Source organism: Streptomyces sp. PsTaAH-137, from assembly GCF_003259365.1.
In the GTDB taxonomy this organism is placed as follows: Bacteria; Actinomycetota; Actinomycetes; order Streptomycetales; family Streptomycetaceae; genus Streptomyces.
In genome coordinates, this window is sequence record NZ_QLLY01000011.1 from 89,084 (window position 1) to 106,838 (window position 17,755).

Genomic DNA, 17,755 nt, shown 5'->3' on the forward strand with positions numbered 1-17,755 from the left:
CCGTCCGGCCCGGGGGCCGGACGGCGCGTAAGTGAAGAGCCCGGTGCTAGCTCCAGCTGGCGTGCAGCGGCTTGCCCTCGGCGTAGCCGGCGGCGGACTGGATCCCGACGGTGGCCTTCTCCTCGAACTCGGCCAGCGAGTTCGCACCCGCGTAGGTGCAGGAGGAGCGGACGCCCGCGATGATCGAGTCGATCAGGTCCTCGACGCCCGGACGCTGCGGGTCGAGGAACATGCGGGAGGTGGAGATGCCCTCCTCGAAGAGCGCCTTGCGGGCGCGGTCGTACGCCGACTCGTCCGACGTGCGGTTCTTGACGGCGCGGGCGGAGGCCATGCCGAAGGACTCCTTGTAGGCGCGGCCCTTGGCGTCGTGCTGGAGGTCGCCGGGGGACTCGTAGGTCCCGGCGAACCAGGAGCCGATCATCACGTTCGACGCGCCGGCCGCGAGGGCCATGGCGACGTCGCGCGGGTGGCGGACACCGCCGTCGGCCCAGACGTGCTTGCCGTACTTCTTGGCCTCGGCGGCGCACTCCAGGACGGCGGAGAACTGCGGGCGGCCGACGCCGGTCATCATGCGGGTGGTGCACATGGCGCCGGGGCCGACGCCGACCTTGATGATGTCCGCTCCGGCCTCGATGAGGTCCTTGACGCCCTCGGCCGCGACGATGTTGCCCGCCACGATCGGGACCTGCGGGTCGAGCGCGCGCACGGTCTTGATGGCGCTGATCATCGACTCCTGGTGCCCGTGGGCGGTGTCGATGACGAGCGTGTCGACGCCCGCGTCGAGGAGCTGCTTGGCCTTGCCGGCCACATCGCCGTTGATGCCGACGGCGGCGGCGATGCGCAGCTTGCCCTCGGCGTCGGTGGCCGGGGTGTAGAGGGTGGCGCGCAGGGCGCCGGTGCGGGTCAGGATGCCCGCGAGCTTGCCGTCCTTGTCGACGGCCGGGGCGTAGCGGCGGTTGGCGCCGTCCAGCTTGTTGAAGGCGTCGCGCGGGTCGATGTCCGCGTCGAGCAGCAGCAGGTCGCGGGACATGACCTCGGACAGCTGGGTGAAGCGGTCCACGCCGGTCAGGTCCTCGTCGGTGACGACACCGACGGGCCGCTGCTGGTCGTCGACGACCACGCCGGCGTTGTGCGCGCGCTTGGGCAGCAGCACCAGGGCGTCCGCGACGGTCTGGGTCGGGGCGAGCACGATCGGGGTGTCGAGCACCAGGTGGCGCGTCTTGACCCAGGAGATGACGTCGGTGATGACCTCGATCGGGATGTCCTGCGGGATGACGACGATGCCGCCGCGACGGGCCACGGTCTCGGCCATCCGGCGGCCCGCGATCGCGGTCATGTTGGCGACGACCAGCGGGATCGTGGTGCCCGTGCCGTCCGGGGAGGAGAGGTCCACGGCCTGACGGGAGCCGACGGCGCTGCGCCGCGGCACCATGAAGACGTCGTCGTACGTCAGGTCGTACGCGGGCTGGATGTCATTGAGGAAACGCACGTGCGCAGGTCCCGATCGCTAGAAGGGAGCCCCGGAAGGATGCCGCCGGGGCACAAAGCACGTACTTCATTTTCCCACGTGGGCCATGGTCACGTCTTCGGGCCGAACGTCCCAAGCGCGTCCCACCGGGTTGGATGATCATCCGAGAGCCTGGTCAGGTCACTCCGGAAAGGCGTCCAGCGCCCCCGTGAAGCAGCTCAGCGGCGCGTGGGTGAGTCCGGCGCCGATCTGGCCGATGCCGGGTTCGCGGTGGGCGATGCCGGTGGTGATCACGGGTTCGAGGCCGGTGTCGACGACCTTGCGAACGTCGATGCCGACCGGGCTGCCCGCGAAGTCGAGCCCGGAGAGCCGGTAGTCGCGGTGCCGGCCGAGGGTGATGGCCGCCATCTCCTGACTGACCCGGCGGGCCCGCTCGGGGGTGCCGCCGACGAAGCCGACGATCGCCGGGGCGGCGGCGAGGGCGAAGCCGCCGAGGCCGTGGGTCTCGGTGATGGCGCTGTCGCCGATGTCGGGGTTGGCGTCGCCCGGCCCGTACCCGGCGAAGTACAGTCCGTCGACGGGCGCGGCGGGCGCCGTGAACCAGGCGTCGCCGAGACCGCTGACCCTGATGCCGACGTCGACGCCGTTGCGGGCGAAGGCGGTGACGAGGGTGGAGTGCTCCACGCCGTGCCCGGCCATGAGCGCCAGTTTGCCGGCCGCCATGGAGAAGTTCAGGAACCAGTAGTTGTTGTCGCGCAGGAAGTCGAGCGCCTCGATGCCGCCGAGGTCGGCGTGGCGGGCGAGGGCAGGGCCGAGTTCGCGGGCGAGCAGGGCGCTGGCGGCGGTGTTGCGGCTGTGGCACTCGTCGCCCATCTGGAGCGCCTGGGCGGTGACGGTACGGAGGTTGACGGGTTCGGCGCGCTCCCCCAGCGCCGCCCGCAGCGCGGGTCCGAGCCGCTCCCCCATCCAGCGCAGCCGTCGCATCACGTCATCGCCGAGCGCCCCGTACCGCAGGCAACGCCCTTGCCCCTCATTGAGGTTGGAGTAGGCGCGCAGTCCGCTCGCCCGGTCCTCCACGACCATCAGCGGCATGGACGGAGAGAGGATCCCGGCCATCGGGCCGACCATGTCGTGGTGGTGGCAGGGCGCGAAGCGGACGGCGCCGGACCCGGCGAGTCGCAGGGCCCCTTCCTCGGTGGCGGCCCAGCCTTCGAGGACGACCGCGCCGACGCACATCCACTCCCACGCGACGGGCGGCCCGGCGTGCAACAGCAGCCGCTCGTCGGCGAGTTCGGGGATCAGCTCGGCGGCCGGGCGGACGTCGGTCCACAGCGGCTGGACGTCCAGGACACGGGCGAGGGCGGTCGGGTTGGCGGCCTCGATGTCGGGCCGGGCGGTGAGCAGCGGGCGGGAGGTCGGGGTCATGCGGGGCCTCCCGCCCCGCACCTCCCCCACCGCCTCCGAAACCGGGCCGGTACAGCAGGCCCAGACCCGTACAGCTGACCCAGACCCGTACAGCCGGCCCAGACCCGTACAGCAGGCCCAGACCCGTACAGCAGGCCCAGACCCGTACAGCAGGCCCAGACCCGTACAGCTGACCCAGACCCGTACAGCAGGCCTAAAGAGGCCCCAGCGCCAGCGCCACCCGCACCGCGCCGGCCCGCTCGAAGATCTCCTGGGCGATCTCCCACTGACCGGGCTCCCGGCGCGCGTACTCCCGCCATCCGCTGACGACGAGCAGCAGCCCGGGCCCGGCGGCCTCCGTCGGCAGTTGCCCGGGGTCGCCGAGCGCGTCGGCCAGCGCGTCCCAGTTCCGCCCGAACCACGAAGGCAGGTCGAGGGCGACGGCGCAGCGGTCCATGAGGGCGGCCTTGTCCACGGCCCCGTCGAGGTCGAGGACGCGGACCGCCCAGTCACCGCTCGCGCTCATCGCAGCACTTCCTTGAACGACTCGTAGTGGTCATCGGTGTAATACGTCTCGCGCTCGTCACCGGTGACGATGCGCCGGGCGCCACGGTCGCGCGAGCCCGGCGTGGGCACGGTGTACTCGTGGTAGTAGCCCCGCCGGTGCTCGGGCAGCTGCCGCTCGTAGTTCCCGAAGACGCTGCCGTCCTTCTCGTACGGGAAGGGGCCGCCCTTGTCGATGAGGGTGAGCGTGCGCCGCGCCTCGACGGGCAGCCGGCTCTCCCGCACGGTGCCGAGGCCGGAGTCGGAGCACCCCACGAGGAGCGCACAGCAAGTCAGCAGCAGACAGAGAACACGACGAGCCACGATCAAGCCCCTCCGGCGATCGAGGAGCGGGGCCCGGGGCGGAGCCCCGTGACCTCACACTCCGTCGGGGTCGGCCCGCTGCAGCGCCGGCTTCGGCGTCGGTCCGGCCGTCAGCAGAAAGTCAGCCGCGGACGTATCGGTGACCAGACTGGTCACGAGCCCGGACCGCAGCACGGCGTCGATGGCGGCAGCCTTCCGCTGTCCGCCCGCGATCGCCACGACCTCCGGTATGCGGCGCAGCCGGTCCGCCTCCACCGTGATGCAGCGCTCGCCGAGGTCCCGGCCGACCCGACGCCCCTGAGCGTCGAACAGGTGGGCCGACATCTCGGCCGCGACGCCCAGCGACGCGTAGTGCGCGCGCTCCTCGTCGCTGAGCATGTCGTGCACGGTGGAGATGCCCGGCTCCCAGGAGCCGATGGACACGCACGCCACGGTGACCTTGTCGAAGTACTCGAAGGCGCGGGCGATCCCGGTCTGGTGGCGCAGCGCCCCGGCGGTGGCGGCGTCCGGCAGCAGCATCGGCGCGTAGATCGGGTGGGCGTCGCCGCCCGAGACCTGCGCGGCCCGCCGGACGGCCTCCACGGAGCCGCGCTCGGCGGTCCCCGCGTCGTACACACCGGTCAGCTGCACGACGGTGCACGGCGGGAGCCGGTCGAGAGCGGCGGCCATGTGAATGGTGGAGCGGCCCCACGCGAGACCCAGGACATCGCCCTCGGTGACCAGCTCGCCCAGGAGGTCGGCGGCGACCTCGCCCAGGTTCTCCGGGTCGGGCGACTCCTCGGCCTCGGCCGGTGACTCGACGACCACGACGTGCCGCAGTCCGTACCGCGCGCGCAGCGCGTCGGAACGCTCGGCGTCCAGCTCGGCCGGGACCCGGATCTCGATGCGCACGAGATCTCGCTCCAGGGCGGTCTCCAGGACCCGGGCCACCTTGAAGCGGCTGACGCCGAACTCCTCGGCGATCTGGATCTTGGACTTGCCCTCCAGATAGAAGCGACGGGCCATGGCCGCCGCCTGCATCAGCTCCGCGGGTCCCATCCGCAGGGCTGCGCGTCCCGCCGATGATGCGGACACGGCGATCTCCTCACTGCTCTTCTTCACGACTCACACGACAACTGTGGACACAAGCACTGATACCGCGCCCACCGCACGCTCTTCTGTTCACAACCTGGATACGCCGTTCATCCTTGCAGATCCCGCGGATCCGATCAGCCCCGAGGGAACGCCGTTCACGGAACCGTGGCTCAGTGGTCGCACGCCCAGGTCGACGCCGACGCCGCCTGCGCGCGCAGTCCGCGGACCGCTTCGGCCGGGTCACTCGCCCCGTATACCGCCGAACCGGCGACGAACACGTCCGCCCCCGCCTCCGCGCACCGCTCGATGGTCGACGCGGAGACCCCGCCGTCGACCTGCAGCCACAGCTCCAGACCGTGCTTGGAGATCAGCTCACGCGTCCGGCGGATCTTCGGCAGCATGATGTCCAGGAAGGCCTGCCCGCCGAACCCGGGCTCAACCGTCATGATCAGCAGCATGTCCAGCTCGGGGAGCAGATCCTCGTACGGCTCGATGGGCGTCGCCGGCTTGAGCGCCATGGAGGCGCGGGCGCCCTTGGCGCGGATCTCACGGGCGAGCCGGACGGGCGCGTGGGCGGCCTCGGCGTGGAAGGTGACCGATCCGGCCCCCACCTCGACGTACTGGGGAGCCCACTGATCGGGGTTCTCGATCATCAGATGGCAGTCCAGCGGGGTGTCCGTCGCCCGCGCCAGCGACTCTACGACCGGCACCCCCAGGGTGAGGTTCGGGACGAAGTGGTTGTCCATGACGTCGACGTGGAGCCAGTCGGCGCCCGCGACCGCCTGTGCCTCGTCGGCAAGGCGCGCGAAGTCCGCGGAGAGGATGCTGGGGTTGATCTGAACGGCCATGCCCCAAGACTGCCATGCCCGGGGCCGCTTTCCCTCCTCGGGATTCAAGCCCGTCCGGCGATGGAGGACCGGGGCCCGGGGCCAAGCCCCGGAACCTCACCCGCAGCGCCTGCGCGCCACCGCTACGCGGTCCGCCGGATCAGGGCCAGATACATCGCGTCGGTCCCGTGCAGATGCGGCCACAGCTGCACGTCGGGCCCGTCCCCGAGCGCGGGCACGCCCTCCATCAGCGGCCGCGCGTCGATGAGTTCGGCCCCGCCGACCGACTTCAGCACGTCGTCGACGACGGCCCGCGTCTCGGCGAGGTGCGGTGAGCACGTCGCGTACCCCACGACGCCGCCGACCCGCACGGAGTCGAGCGCCGTGCGCAGCAGACTCCGCTGGAGCGGCCCGAACCCGTCGAGGTCCTCCGGCCGCCGCCGCCAGCGCGCCTCGGGCCGCCGGCGCAGGGCGCCGAGTCCGGTGCAGGGCACGTCCATGAGGACGCGGTCGAAGGTCCCGGAGCGCCACGGCGGCCGGGTCCCGTCCGCCGCGATCACCTGGTACGGCCCCGGGTTGCCGGCCAGTGCCTTGCCGACGAGTCCGGCCCGGTGCGTCTGCTTCTCGGAGGCGAGGAGCACGGCGCCGCGCTCGGCGGCGAGCCCGGCGAGCATGGCGGCCTTGCCGCCCGGGCCTGCGCACCCGTCGAGCCACGTGCTGTCCGAACCCTCGACCGGAGCGTTCGCGAGCGCGAGCGCGACCAGCTGGCTGCCCTCGTCCTGCACTCCGGCGCGCCCGGTCCTGACGACGTCGAACGCCCCCGGCTCGCCGCCCTCGGTGAGCCGTACGGCATACGGCGACCAGCGGCCCGGCAGCCCCGAGTCCTCCCCGACCTCGGCGAGGACGGCCTCGGCCGTGGTCCGTCCGGGGCGTGCCACGAGCGTCACCTCGGGCCGCTCGTTGTCCGCCTCCAGCAGGTCCTCGATCCCGGCCCGGCCGCCGCCCAGCGAGTCCCACAGGGCCGACACCACCCATCGCGGATGCGAATGGACGACGGCGAGATGGTCCTCGGGGTCCTCGTCGTACGGCGGCGCGACGCGCTCCAGCCAGGCGTCGAGATCGTGCTGCGAGACCTTCCGCAGCACCGCGTTGACGAACTTGGCCCGCCCGTCGCCGAGCACGACCCGCGCCAGCTCCACCGACGCGGAGACGGCGGCGTGCGTCGGGATCCGCGTCCCGAGCAGCTGGTGCACACCCAGGTTCAGGACGTCCAGGACCGGCGGGTCGACCTCGCGGAGCGGCCGGTCGATGCAGGCCGCCACGATCGCGTCGTACGTGCCCTGGAGGCGCAACGTCCCGTAGACGAGCTCGGTCGCCAGCGCGGCGTCCCGCCCGTCGAACCCCTCCTTCGCCCGGGCCTTCTTGAGCAGCGGCGGCAGCACGAGGTTCGCGTACGCGTCCCGCTCGTCGACCGCGCGCAGCACCTCGAAGGCGAGGATGCGCGCCGGGTCCTTCTTGGGCCGGCGGTGGGGCTTGCCGGGCTTGCCGGATGTGCCGGACTTCCCGGCGCCGCGGTTCGACGAGGTCGGCTGGTCGTTCAAAGGTGCTCCGCTGCTGGATTCGTACGGGCGTCACGCGCAAGGTCGTACGCCGATGTGAACCCTCCAAGACTACGGCCCGGCGCCCTCCCGGGCCGCTCCGGGCCTCAGCCCAGCCGCTCCCCCGCCGCGATCCGTACCCCGCGCGCCCAGTCCGCCGCCGCCATCGGCTTCTTGCCCTGAGCCTGCACCCACAGCAGCTCGACGGCGTACGAGCCGGTGCCCACGTACAGATTCTTCTTGCCGACGGCCAGCTCGCCCGGGGCCAGGTCGGTGCGGTCCGGCACCGGCACGGCGGAGCGGACCTTGAGCCGCTCCCCCCGGAACTCGGTCCAGGCGCCGGGCGCGGGCGTGCAACCGCGCACGACACGGTCCACGCGGAGCGCGGGCGCGGCCCAGTCGATCCGGGCGTCCTCGACCGTGATCTTCGGGGCGAGGGAGACGCCGTCGGCGGGCTGCGGCACGGCCTGCACGGAGCCGTCCTCGATCCCGTCCATCGTCGCGACGAGCAGCCCGGCACCGGCGAACGCGAGCCGCGTCAGCATGTCCCCGCTGGTGTCCGTGGACCGGACCGCTTCCGTCACCGTGCCGTAGACGGGCCCGGAGTCGAGGCCCTCCTCGATGAGGAAGGTCGAGGCGCCGGTGATCTCGTCGCCGGCCATGATCGAGTGCTGCACGGGCGCCGCGCCGCGCCAGGCGGGCAGCAGCGAGAAGTGCAGATTGACCCAGCCGCGGGCGGGCACGTCGAGCGCGATCTTCGGCAGCAGCGCGCCGTAGGCGACGACCGGGCAGCAGTCCGGGCCGATCTCGCGCAACCGGGCCAGGAACTCCTCGTCGCGGGGCTTCGCGGGCTTGAGCACCTCGATGCCCGCCTCCTCGGCCCGCTCGGCGACCGGGCTCGCGATCAGGCGGCGGCCGCGCCCGGCGGGGGCGTCGGGCCGGGTGACGACCGCGGCGACCTCGTGCCGGTCGGAGGCGATCAGGGCGTCCAGGGCGGGAACGGCGACCTCGGGGGTGCCGGCGAAGACGAGCTTCATCGGTGGATCGTGGCCTCTCGGGCGGGGTGACGGGCAGCGCACCAGTCTATGGGGGCCCGGTCGCACCCACGCATGGGGCGCACGCCAGAACGTGCGCCCTGCGCATATGCGGATACGCCCGAACAGCGTGACCCCTCACCGCATGGCGCGTTGGTCAAGAAAGAGTTGACCAGTCAGCGGGCCGTCAGCACTCGATCGTCGCCGGAAAAAGTCGCCGTTCGGTGCGTGACCGGCCCATCATTCTCATCTTCATCGCCGGTTCGAGAGGCTTGTAAATGGCCGACCACGCAACCCACGACGCCCAGGCACGGGCCAGCCTGCACCTGCTGGTGCGGGACATCGAGCGGGTCCGACGGCAGGTGGACGCACTGCGCACCCTCACCGCACAGCTCGGCAACGTCTACCGCCCGCGCCGCTCCGGCCCCTCCGCGGGCTTCGTCGTCTACGGCAGGGCGCCCGCCCCGACCGTCCGCCTCGCCCAGGAGCTGCGGGACAGCGTCGAGACCCTGGTGACAGCCGCCGTGGACTTCGACCGCTCGCTGGGCTTCTCGTGGGACGCGGTGGGCTCCGCGCTCGGAGTCACCAAGCAGGCGGTGCACCGCCGCTACGGGGCGCGCAGGGCCGCGACCCAGGCCGCCGCCGAGGCCGAGCGCGCCACCGACGCCCCGGCCACCACCGCACCCGCGCCCCGGCCGCCGCTTCCGCTGACGGCGGGACCGCTGACCGCGGGACCGCTGCCCTCGGTGCCCGCCGCCCGGTCGATGCCGACCCAGCCGACCGCGGGCAGCTCCGGTCTGCGTGAGGAGGCGCGGCCGACCGCCTTCCCCGGTCCGCGCAACGGTTGATACCGGCCCGGCCGATCCGCCGGTCCCCGCTCGACGCAGCCTCCCCGCACCTCGTGTCCGGGGAGGCTTCGCCATGTTGACGCTCCCGCGGCAACCGGGCCTGACGCCGGGTCACCCGATGTCGAGCGGATCCACCCGTACGCGCACCGGCTCGTTCCCGCCGCGCGCCATCCGTGCCGCCTGCGCCTGCTTGAGGGCGGCCGCGAGGGCGGCGCCGCTGCCCGGCGGGACCCGCACGAGCGCCCGCTCCCAGTGCTCACCGGACGGGGGCGCTCCCGGCCTGCGCGTCCCCCCGCCGCCGCTCTCGGGCACCGGCACGGGCCCCAGCACCTCGGCGTCCGCGGGCAGTTCGACCGCGCCCAGGAACGCGGCCAGCGCATCCGGCAGCCCGCTCACCGCGGCCATCCGCGACACGGGCGGGAAGCCCAGCTCGGCACGGTCGGCGAGTTCCCGCACCGCGTGCCCCACCGGGTCCCAGCGCACCAGAGCCTGCACGGGCCGCAGCGTCGGCTCGGCCACGACCACGACGGTGCCGCCCGCCTCCTGGGGCCGGACCAGCGCGGACGCGGCGATCCAGCGCCGCAGCGCGTCCTCGCCGGCCCGCAGGTCGGGGCGCCCGAGCATGGCCCAGCCGTCGAGCAGCAGGGCCGCCGCGTAGCCTCCCTCGGCCACCGGCTCGGCGCCGGGCGTGCTCACCACGAGCGCCGGCTCCCCGGAGACGGTGTCGAGCACCTGCTCGCGCCCCGAGGTCCGCACCGGCACGGCGGCGAACGCCCGCCCCAGCTCCTCGGCGGTCCGGCGGGCGCCGACGACCTGGGCCCGCAACCGGGTGCCCCCGCACTCGGCGCAGCTCCAGCCGGGCTCCTCCCGCCCGCACCAGCCGCAGGCGAGCACCCCGGTCGCCTCCCGGGCCTCCAGCGGCCCGGCACACGCCCGGCACCTGGCGGGCTCCCGGCAGCGCTGGCAGGCGAGCCGGGGCACGTATCCGCGCCGGGGCACCTGCACGAGCACGGGTCCCTCGCGCAGCGCCGTCCGCGCGGTCTCCCACGCGATACTGGGCAGCCGGGCCGCCCGCGCCGCCTCGTCCCGCGCGAGATCGAGATCGCCGACGGTCCGCACGAGCGGCGCGGCCCGCCGGACCTCGGCGCGCGGGGCGGCGATCGCGGCGGCCCACCCGCTGCGCACCAGCTGCGCCGCCTCGACGGTGCAGCTCCAACTCCCCGCCAGGAAGGCGCACTTGTCCCGGGCGGCCCGCAGTTCGAGGACCTCTCGCACATGCGGGAACGGCGCATGGTCGTCGCTGTGGTGCGCGTCCCCGTCGTCCCACACCACGACGAGCCCCAGCTCCCGTACGGGAGCGAACATGGCCGCCCTGGTCCCGACCACGGCCCGTACCGCTCCGCGCCGCACGGCGAGCCATTCCGAGTACCGCCGCTGCTGTCCGGCCTCGGCGGTCAGCAGGGCGTGCTGTCCGGGCCCGAGAAGGTCCCCCAGCGCCTGATCGACGCGGGCCGCGAGCCGCACGGTCGGTACGACGACCAGGGCCCCGCGCCCCGAGGCAAGGGTCGCCTGTACGGCCCGGGCGATCTCCTCGGCCCACTCGGGGCCGGGCAGCGCGGTCCACACCGCGCGCGGCGAGCCCCCTGCGGCGAGCGAGGCGACGAAGTCGGCCCCTCGCTCGTACCGCTGCCAGGAGCCGGGCTCGGGCGCGGCGGGCGGCGCGGGCGGCGGCGGGAACTCGCGCGCCTCGGCCTTGGCGTGCCGGGGCGGAACGGCCAGCTGGAGCACGTCGGCGAGGCTCCCGGCGTACCGGTCGGCCACCGCCCGCGTCAGCCCGAGGAGCTCCGGTCCGAGCACCGGCTCGGGCGACACGACCTGCGCCAGGGCGGCCAGCGGCCCCTGGTACTCGGCCTCGGCGACCCGCTCGACGAGGAACCCGTCGATGAGCCCGCCGCCCTCGCGCCGCCCGTCCCGCACGTTCTTCGACCCGGCCCCGAACCGCACCCGGACCCGGACCCCCGGCTGCGCGACCGCGTCCAGCTCCTCGGGCACGGCGTACTCGAAGTACCGGTCGAGGTGCAGTACGCCCTTGTCGACGAGCACTCGCGCGACGGGCAGCTCCTTGGCCAGCGCGGCCCCCCGCCAGGTCCGCGGCTTGGCCTTCGGCGCCTTGGCCCGGCGCACGCTCTCCCGGATCAGCGCGAGCTGCTCGGGCTCCTCCGCGCCGCCACCCCGCTCAGACCTGCCGTTCTCGCTGCTCACACGTGCATTCCTACCAGAGGGCACCGACAGCGGGCCGCGCCCGGAAAAGCAGCGGGCCCGGCCCTCCCGAAGGAGAACCGGGCCCGCAGGGCACGAAGGCGGGACCTAGACCCCGGCGGCCTTGCGCAGCGCGTCCACGCGGTCGGTCTTCTCCCACGTGAAGTCGGGCAGCGCGCGCCCGAAGTGGCCGTAGGCGGCCGTCTGGGAGTAGATCGGGCGGAGCAGGTCGAGGTCGCGGATGATCGCGGCCGGGCGGAGGTCGAAGACCTCGGAGATGGCCTGCTCGATCTTGTCGGTGTCGACCGTCGCGGTGCCGAACGTCTCCACGAACAGGCCCACCGGCTCGGCCTTGCCGATCGCGTACGCGACCTGGACCTCGCAGCGCGAGGCGAGGCCCGCGGCGACGACGTTCTTGGCGACCCAGCGCATCGCGTACGCGGCCGAGCGGTCCACCTTGGACGGGTCCTTGCCCGAGAAGGCGCCGCCGCCGTGGCGGGCGTAGCCGCCGTACGTGTCGATGATGATCTTGCGGCCGGTCAGGCCGGCGTCACCCATCGGGCCGCCGATCTCGAAGCGGCCGGTCGGGTTGACCAGCAGGCGGTAGCCCTCGGTCTCCAGCTTGATGCCGTCGTCGAGGAGGGCCTTCAGCTCCGGCTCCACGACGAACTCGCGGATGTCGGGGGCGAGCAGCGACTCCAGGTCGATGTCGGAGGCGTGCTGCGAGGAGACCACGACCGTGTCGAGGCGGACGGCCTTGTCGCCGTCGTACTCGATGGTGACCTGCGTCTTGCCGTCGGGGCGCAGGTAGGGGATCGTGCCGTTCTTGCGGACCTCGGAGAGGCGGCGCGACAGGCGGTGCGCGAGGTGGATCGGGAGCGGCATCAGCTCCGGGGTCTCGTCGCACGCGTAGCCGAACATCAGGCCCTGGTCGCCGGCGCCCTGCTTGTCGAGCTCGTCGTCATCGCCCTCGACCCGCTTCTCGTACGCGGTGTCGACGCCCTGCGCGATGTCCGGGGACTGCGAGCCGATCGAGACGGAGACGCCGCACGAGGCGCCGTCGAAGCCCTTCTTCGACGAGTCGTAGCCGATCTCCAGGATCTTCTCGCGCACGAGCTGCGCGATCGGCGCGTACGCCTTGGTGGTGACCTCGCCGGCCACGTGCACGAGGCCCGTGGTGATCAGCGTCTCGACGGCCACGCGGGACGTGGGGTCCTCGCGCAGCAGCGCGTCGAGAATGGTGTCGCTGATCTGGTCAGCGATCTTGTCGGGGTGGCCCTCGGTCACGGACTCCGAGGTGAACAGGCGACGGGACACAACGCTCCCTGTGGTTGCAGCGGCTGCTGGCTGATCATTTGCGGATGGGTACGGGGGCTGCGCCCGACGACATCCGGAAACAGTTTATCGGTCGTGCTCGCTCGCCGGACCACGCGTCTCGCCTACTGGGAGCGCTGTGACCTGCGACACCGCATTCTCCGATATGACGATCGGTCTTAGGAAGAGCGCGGGACGCCCGAAATTCCGGTGATTTCGGGGCTTCGGTGCGTCCGAAGGGGCGAATGCGGATTTCACTCCTGATGCGGCAACCGGGACACGACCTGGTCCCAGATCAGGTCCGCGAGCCCTTCCTTGGGGCCGTACGGCACCGGGGTCTCGCTGCCGTCGGCGCCGAGGATCACGGCCTCGTTCTCCTCCGCGCCGAACGTCTTGCGCTCCCCGACCTCGTTGACGACGAGCAGGTCACAGCCCTTGCGGGCGAGCTTGGCGCGGCCGTTGGCGAGGACGTCGTCGGTCTCGGCGGCGAAGCCGACGACCACCTGTCCGGGCCGCGGGCGCCCGGCGGAGATCTCGGCCAGGATGTCGGGATTGCGGACGAGGGCGATCGGCGCGGGCTCCTCGCCGTCCTTCTTCTTGATCTTGCCGGTGGCGTACGTCTGCGGGCGGAAGTCGGCGACGGCGGCCGCCATGACGACCGCGTCGGCGTCGGCGGCCGCCTTCAGGACCGCCTCGCGGAGCTGGACGGCGGTGCCCACGTGGACGACATCGACGCCGGCCGGGTCGGGCAGCGCCGCGTTCGCGGACAGCAGCGTGACCCGGGCGCCGCGCGCGGCGGCGGTGCGGGCGAGCGCGTAGCCCTGCTTGCCGGAGGAGCGGTTGCCGAGGAAGCGGACCGGGTCGAGGGGCTCGCGGGTGCCGCCCGCGCTGACCACGACGTGCCGGCCGGTCAGGTCCGGGGTCCCGGCGCCGCGGGCGAGGACCCGGCGCACGTACTCGAAGATCTCCACCGGGTCGGGGAAGCGGCCCTTGCCGGTGTCCACGCCGGTCAGCCGGCCGACGGCGGGCTCGATGACGAGGGCGCCGCGGCGGCGCAGCGTGGCGACGTTCTCCTGGGTGGCCGGGTGCTCCCACATCTCGGTGTGCATGGCGGGCGCGAAGACGACCGGACAGCGGGCGGTCAGGAGGGTGTTCGTGAGGAGGTCGTCGGCGAGGCCGTGGGCCGCCTTCGCCAGCATGTCGGCCGTGGCCGGGGCGACGACCACGACGTCCGCGTGCTGGCCGATCCGGACGTGCGGGACCTCGTGGACGAAGTCCCAGACCTCGGTGGAGACCGGGTTGCCGGACAGCGCCGACCAGGTCGCGGCGCCGACGAAGTGGAGCGCCGAGTCCGTGGGCACGACGCGGACGTCGTGGCCGGACTCCGTCAGGCGACGCAGCAGCTCGCACGCCTTGTAGGCGGCGATCCCACCGCTGACTCCGAGTACGACCTTGGGCTTCGACGACACCGGATCTCCCCTGGTTTCGGAAACGTACGACTCCATGACACACCACAGGCCCGACAGCGGCGCTGTCGGGCCTGTGGTGACGACCGAATGCGGTCTTACTGCGCCGGGCCCTCGATGGCCTCGGACGTCAGCAGACCCGCGTTGATCTCGCGAAGGGCGATCGAGAGCGGCTTCTCGTGGACGTGGGTGTCCACCAGCGGGCCGACGTACTCGAGCAGGCCCTCACCGAGCTGCGAGTAGTACGCGTTGATCTGACGCGCGCGCTTGGCGGCGTAGATGACCAGGCTGTACTTCGAGTCGGTTGCTTCGAGCAGCTCATCAATCGGCGGGTTGATGATGCCCTCGGGCGCGGTGATGGAAGAGGACACGCTCTGCCTTCCGATGGGGGCCGGGACCGGAGGGGGCCCGACTGGGGTAAAGATCAAAGAACTTTCATCAAGGCTAGCAGCTCGCGCGCCACGTCCTCGACGGAGGTGTTGACAAGACTCGTGTCGAACTCCGTCTCGGCGGCCAGCTCCACCTTGGCGGCCTCGAGCCTGCGCTCGATGACCTCCGGCGCCTCGGTGCCCCGCCCGGTGAGCCGGCGCACCAGCTCGTCCCAGCTCGGCGGGGCGAGGAAGACCAGCTGCGCCTCGGGCATCGACTCACGGACCAGCCGGGCGCCCTGGAGGTCGATCTCGAGGAGCACCGGCTCGCCCGCCTCGAGGCGGTCGAGGACGGCACGCCGCGGGGTGCCGTAGCGGTTCCCCGCGAACTCGGCCCACTCAAGGAGCTCGCCGTTGGCGATCAGCTTGTCCATCTCCTCGTCGGTGACGAAGAAGTACTGGACTCCGTGCTTCTCGCCCGGGCGCGGCTTGCGGGTCGTCGCCGACACCGAGAGCCAGACCTCGGGGTGTTCCTTGCGCATATGGGCGACGACCGTGCTCTTGCCGACCCCGGAGGGGCCGGAGAGCACGGTCAGCCGCGGACGTTCACTCATGCAGCGATTATTCCAGTTGTTCCGGAGTGCCCGGACCAGCCCCGGGGCCGGCCCGGAGTCACTCAGGCGCCGGTGCTGCCGAACTCGCGCTCCAGGGAGGCGATCTGGTTGGAACCGAGACCGCGGACCCGGCGGGATTCGGAGATCCCGAGGCGCTCCATGATCTGCTTGGCGCGGACCTTGCCCACGCCCGGCAGGGACTCGAGCAGGGCGGAGACCTTCATCTTGCCGATGACGTCGTTCTCCTGGCCCTGCTTGATGACCTCGTGCAGGGAGGCGCCGGAGTGCTTGAGTCGATTCTTGACCTCGGCCCGCTCCCGGCGAGCCGCGGCGGCCTTTTCGAGCGCGGCTGCGCGCTGTTCAGGGGTAAGGGGCGGAAGAGCCACGCCTACGTCACCTCGGATGTCGAACTGTCGGATACGGACCGGTGCGGAACCTAGTCGCCCCACACCTGGTGAGCAACGAACAACGCCCTTGCCTGCGTTCGCCCGTTCGCTCTCGTCGGAGACTAGCGGCCACGGCGGTCAGAGTCAGCGAGAACAGCGGAAAAGTCCTGGTCAGCCTTGCCCAGGACGCATATTTCGGGCATATCGTCTGCTAAATCGGTCAGGATTCGGACGCTCGGCCAAAGGTCGGCACGCAGTGCCACCCCCGAGAGGCGTCAGTTCGCCGTCCCGACCGCCTCACGCACCTCGTCCGCGAACCGCACGGCCGCGTCCCGCAGCGCCGTCACGGAGGGCCCTTCCTTGAGGACCGCACGACTCACGTTCGGTACGACGTTGTGGACCGCGGAGCCGAAGACGGCCGGGAGATCGGCGGCCGTGGCGCCCTGCGCGCCGATGCCGGGCGCGAGGAGCGGGCCGTTGATGTCGAGCGCGTAGGAGGACAGGTCGCCCAGGGTCGCGCCGACGACCGCGCCGAAGGAGCCCATGGGGGCCGCGTCGGCGTTCTCCTCGGCGAGGTGCGCGAGCATCGTGGCGCCCACGTTCTTCCCGTCGGCCCGCACGGCGTGCTGGACCTCGCCGCCCTCCGGGTTGGAGGTCAGCGCGAGGACGAAGAGCCCGGCGCCGGACTCGCGCGCCAGGTCGACGGCGGGCCTGAGCGAGCCGTAGCCGAGGTAGGGCGACACGGTCAGGGCGTCCACGAACAGCGGGGAGTCCCGGTGCAGGTAGGTCTGCGCGTACGCGGCCATGGTGGAGCCGATGTCGCCGCGCTTGGCGTCCATGACGACGAGGGTGCCCGCGGCGCGCAGGTCGGCGACCGCCCGCTCCAGGACGGCGACGCCGCGCGAGCCGAACCGCTCGAAGAAGGCCATCTGCGGCTTGACCACGGCGACCGTCTCCGCCAGCGCCTCGACGCTGGTCCGGGTGAAGGTCTCCAGGCCCGCGATGTCGTCCTTCAGGCCCCAGGAGGCCAGCAGGGCGGCGTGCGGGTCGATGCCGACGCAGAGCGGGCCGCGCTCGTCCATGACACGGCGCAGACGCGCGCCGAAGGGCTCCAGGACCGTCATGCGGACACCTTCTTCACATCGGCGCCGACGGCGTCGGCGAGCGTGGCGTACGGGGAGTTGTTCAGGCGGGCGGCGAGGCCCTTGTGGATCGCGCGGGCGTAGAACGGGCCCTCGTAGATGAAGGCCGAGTAGCCCTGGATGAGCGTGGCGCCGGCGAGGATGCGCTGCCAGGCGTCCTCGGCGTTCTCGATGCCGCCGACGCCCACGAGGGTGATCCGGTCCCCCACGCGCGCGTAGAGGCGCCTGAGGACCTCCAGGGAGCGTTCCTTCAGGGGCGCGCCGGACAGGCCGCCGGTCTCGTTCACGACGTCGCCCGTGGTCTTCAGGCCCTCGCGGGAGATCGTCGTGTTCGTGGCGATGATGCCGTCCAGGCCCAGCTCGACGGCCAGGTCGGCGACGGCGTCGACGTCCTCGTCGGCGAGGTCGGGGGCGATCTTCACCAGGAGGGGGACGCGGCGCGAGCGCACGGTGCGGTCGGCTGCCTCGCGCACGGCGGTCAGCAGAGGGCGCAGCGCCTCGGTGGCCTGGAGGTTGCGCAGGCCGGGCGTGTTCGGCGAGGAGACGTTGACCACGAGGTAGTCGGCGAAGGCGGCGAGCCGCTCGGTGGACTTCACGTAGTCGCCGACGGCCTCGGCCTCGGGCACGACCTTGGTCTTGCCGATGTTCACGCCGACCGTGGTCCTGAACACCGGGTTGCGGGAGGCCAGGCGGGCCGCGACGGCCAGCGAGCCCTCGTTGTTGAAGCCCATGCGGTTGATGAGGGCGCGGTCCTGCACGAGGCGGAAGAGGCGCTTCTTGGGGTTGCCGGGCTGCGGCTCGCCGGTGACCGTGCCGATCTCGATGTGGTCGAAGCCGAGCATCGACATGCCGTCGATGGCGATGGCGTTCTTGTCGAAGCCGGCGGCGAGGCCGAACGGGCCGTGCATACGCAGACCGAGGGCCTCGGTGCGCAGCTCCTTGTGGCGGGGCGCGAGGGCCGCCGCCATGAAGGTGCGCAGGACAGGGGTGCGGGCCGCGAGCCGGATCCAGCGGAAGGCCAGGTAGTGGGCCTTCTCGGGGTCCATGCGCTTGAAGACGAGGTTGAAGAACAGCTTGTACATGACT

The 17,755-nt window shown here is 72.5% G+C and carries 17 protein-coding genes; 1 reads left to right on the forward strand and 16 read right to left on the reverse strand.

Translation table 11 applies throughout. The features are described 5' to 3' along the window. Positions 1-46: 46 nt before the first annotated feature. From K377_RS24355 to fmt, 8 genes are all read right to left on the reverse strand, one after another. A complete protein-coding gene (locus K377_RS24355; protein ID WP_111665632.1) occupies positions 47-1,489 on the reverse strand; it encodes a GuaB1 family IMP dehydrogenase-related protein in 1,443 nt (480 codons plus the stop codon). Positions 1,490-1,648: 159 nt separating this feature from the next. Further along, positions 1,649-2,893, reverse strand: a complete 1,245-nt coding sequence (locus tag K377_RS24360; protein WP_111665633.1) for a DUF1116 domain-containing protein — start codon at positions 2,891-2,893, stop codon at positions 1,649-1,651. A 193-nt stretch (positions 2,894-3,086) separates the two neighbouring features. Further along, positions 3,087-3,398, reverse strand: coding sequence for a barstar family protein (locus K377_RS24365; RefSeq protein ID WP_111665634.1), 312 nt, complete (start codon positions 3,396-3,398; stop codon positions 3,087-3,089). After that, complete coding sequence (locus K377_RS24370; protein WP_375605951.1) at positions 3,395-3,739, reverse strand: ribonuclease domain-containing protein; 345 nt, start codon at positions 3,737-3,739, stop codon at positions 3,395-3,397. Before K377_RS24370 ends, K377_RS24365 begins: the two co-directional genes overlap by 4 nt. Positions 3,740-3,793: 54 nt before the next feature. Then, positions 3,794-4,777, reverse strand: coding sequence for a sugar-binding transcriptional regulator (locus K377_RS24375; protein WP_161195008.1), 984 nt, complete (start codon positions 4,775-4,777; stop codon positions 3,794-3,796). 206 nt (positions 4,778-4,983) lie between these two features. Continuing rightward, a complete protein-coding gene (gene rpe / locus K377_RS24380) occupies positions 4,984-5,661 on the reverse strand; it encodes a ribulose-phosphate 3-epimerase (protein WP_111665636.1) in 678 nt (225 codons plus the stop codon). Positions 5,662-5,783: 122 nt separating this feature from the next. Next, positions 5,784-7,241, reverse strand: coding sequence for an RsmB/NOP family class I SAM-dependent RNA methyltransferase (locus K377_RS24385; RefSeq protein ID WP_111665637.1), 1,458 nt, complete (start codon positions 7,239-7,241; stop codon positions 5,784-5,786). Positions 7,242-7,345: 104 nt separating this feature from the next. After that, positions 7,346-8,275, reverse strand: a complete 930-nt coding sequence (gene fmt, locus K377_RS24390; RefSeq protein ID WP_111665638.1) for a methionyl-tRNA formyltransferase — start codon at positions 8,273-8,275, stop codon at positions 7,346-7,348. Positions 8,276-8,550: 275 nt separating this feature from the next. On the opposite strand from fmt, the gene K377_RS24395 reads away from it, so the two are divergent. Continuing rightward, on the forward strand, positions 8,551-9,120 hold the full coding sequence (locus K377_RS24395; protein WP_111665639.1) for a hypothetical protein: 570 nt from the start codon (positions 8,551-8,553) through the stop codon (positions 9,118-9,120). 111 nt (positions 9,121-9,231) lie between these two features. Here the strand turns inward: K377_RS24395 and K377_RS24400 are convergent, their stop codons facing one another. The 8 genes from K377_RS24400 to K377_RS24435 all read right to left on the reverse strand — a co-directional run bounded on the left by K377_RS24400 (position 9,232) and on the right by K377_RS24435 (position 17,751). After that, positions 9,232-11,382 (reverse strand): primosomal protein N', encoded by a 2,151-nt coding sequence (locus K377_RS24400; RefSeq protein WP_111665640.1) that lies wholly within the window; start codon positions 11,380-11,382, stop codon positions 9,232-9,234. A gap of 105 nt (positions 11,383-11,487) precedes the next feature. Further along, complete coding sequence (metK, locus tag K377_RS24405; protein ID WP_111665641.1) at positions 11,488-12,696, reverse strand: methionine adenosyltransferase; 1,209 nt, start codon at positions 12,694-12,696, stop codon at positions 11,488-11,490. 251 nt (positions 12,697-12,947) lie between these two features. Beyond that, positions 12,948-14,198 carry a bifunctional phosphopantothenoylcysteine decarboxylase/phosphopantothenate--cysteine ligase CoaBC gene (gene coaBC / locus K377_RS24410; protein WP_111665642.1) on the reverse strand — a complete coding sequence of 417 codons (1,251 nt, stop codon included), beginning with the start codon at positions 14,196-14,198 and terminating at the stop codon, positions 12,948-12,950. Positions 14,199-14,257: 59 nt separating this feature from the next. Continuing rightward, entirely contained in the window at positions 14,258-14,530 is a 273-nt protein-coding gene (gene rpoZ, locus K377_RS24415; RefSeq protein WP_005319902.1) for a DNA-directed RNA polymerase subunit omega, read from the reverse strand. 53 nt (positions 14,531-14,583) lie between these two features. After that, positions 14,584-15,141, reverse strand: coding sequence for a guanylate kinase (gene gmk / locus K377_RS24420; RefSeq protein ID WP_111665643.1), 558 nt, complete (start codon positions 15,139-15,141; stop codon positions 14,584-14,586). 62 nt (positions 15,142-15,203) lie between these two features. Further along, positions 15,204-15,527, reverse strand: coding sequence for an integration host factor (locus K377_RS24425; protein ID WP_026246651.1), 324 nt, complete (start codon positions 15,525-15,527; stop codon positions 15,204-15,206). A 275-nt stretch (positions 15,528-15,802) separates the two neighbouring features. Continuing rightward, positions 15,803-16,651, reverse strand: a complete 849-nt coding sequence (gene pyrF / locus K377_RS24430; RefSeq protein ID WP_111665644.1) for an orotidine-5'-phosphate decarboxylase — start codon at positions 16,649-16,651, stop codon at positions 15,803-15,805. Beyond that, positions 16,648-17,751 carry a quinone-dependent dihydroorotate dehydrogenase gene (locus tag K377_RS24435; protein WP_111665645.1) on the reverse strand — a complete coding sequence of 368 codons (1,104 nt, stop codon included), beginning with the start codon at positions 17,749-17,751 and terminating at the stop codon, positions 16,648-16,650. The genes pyrF and K377_RS24435 overlap by 4 nt, the downstream gene beginning before the upstream one ends. Positions 17,752-17,755: the final 4 nt, after the last annotated feature.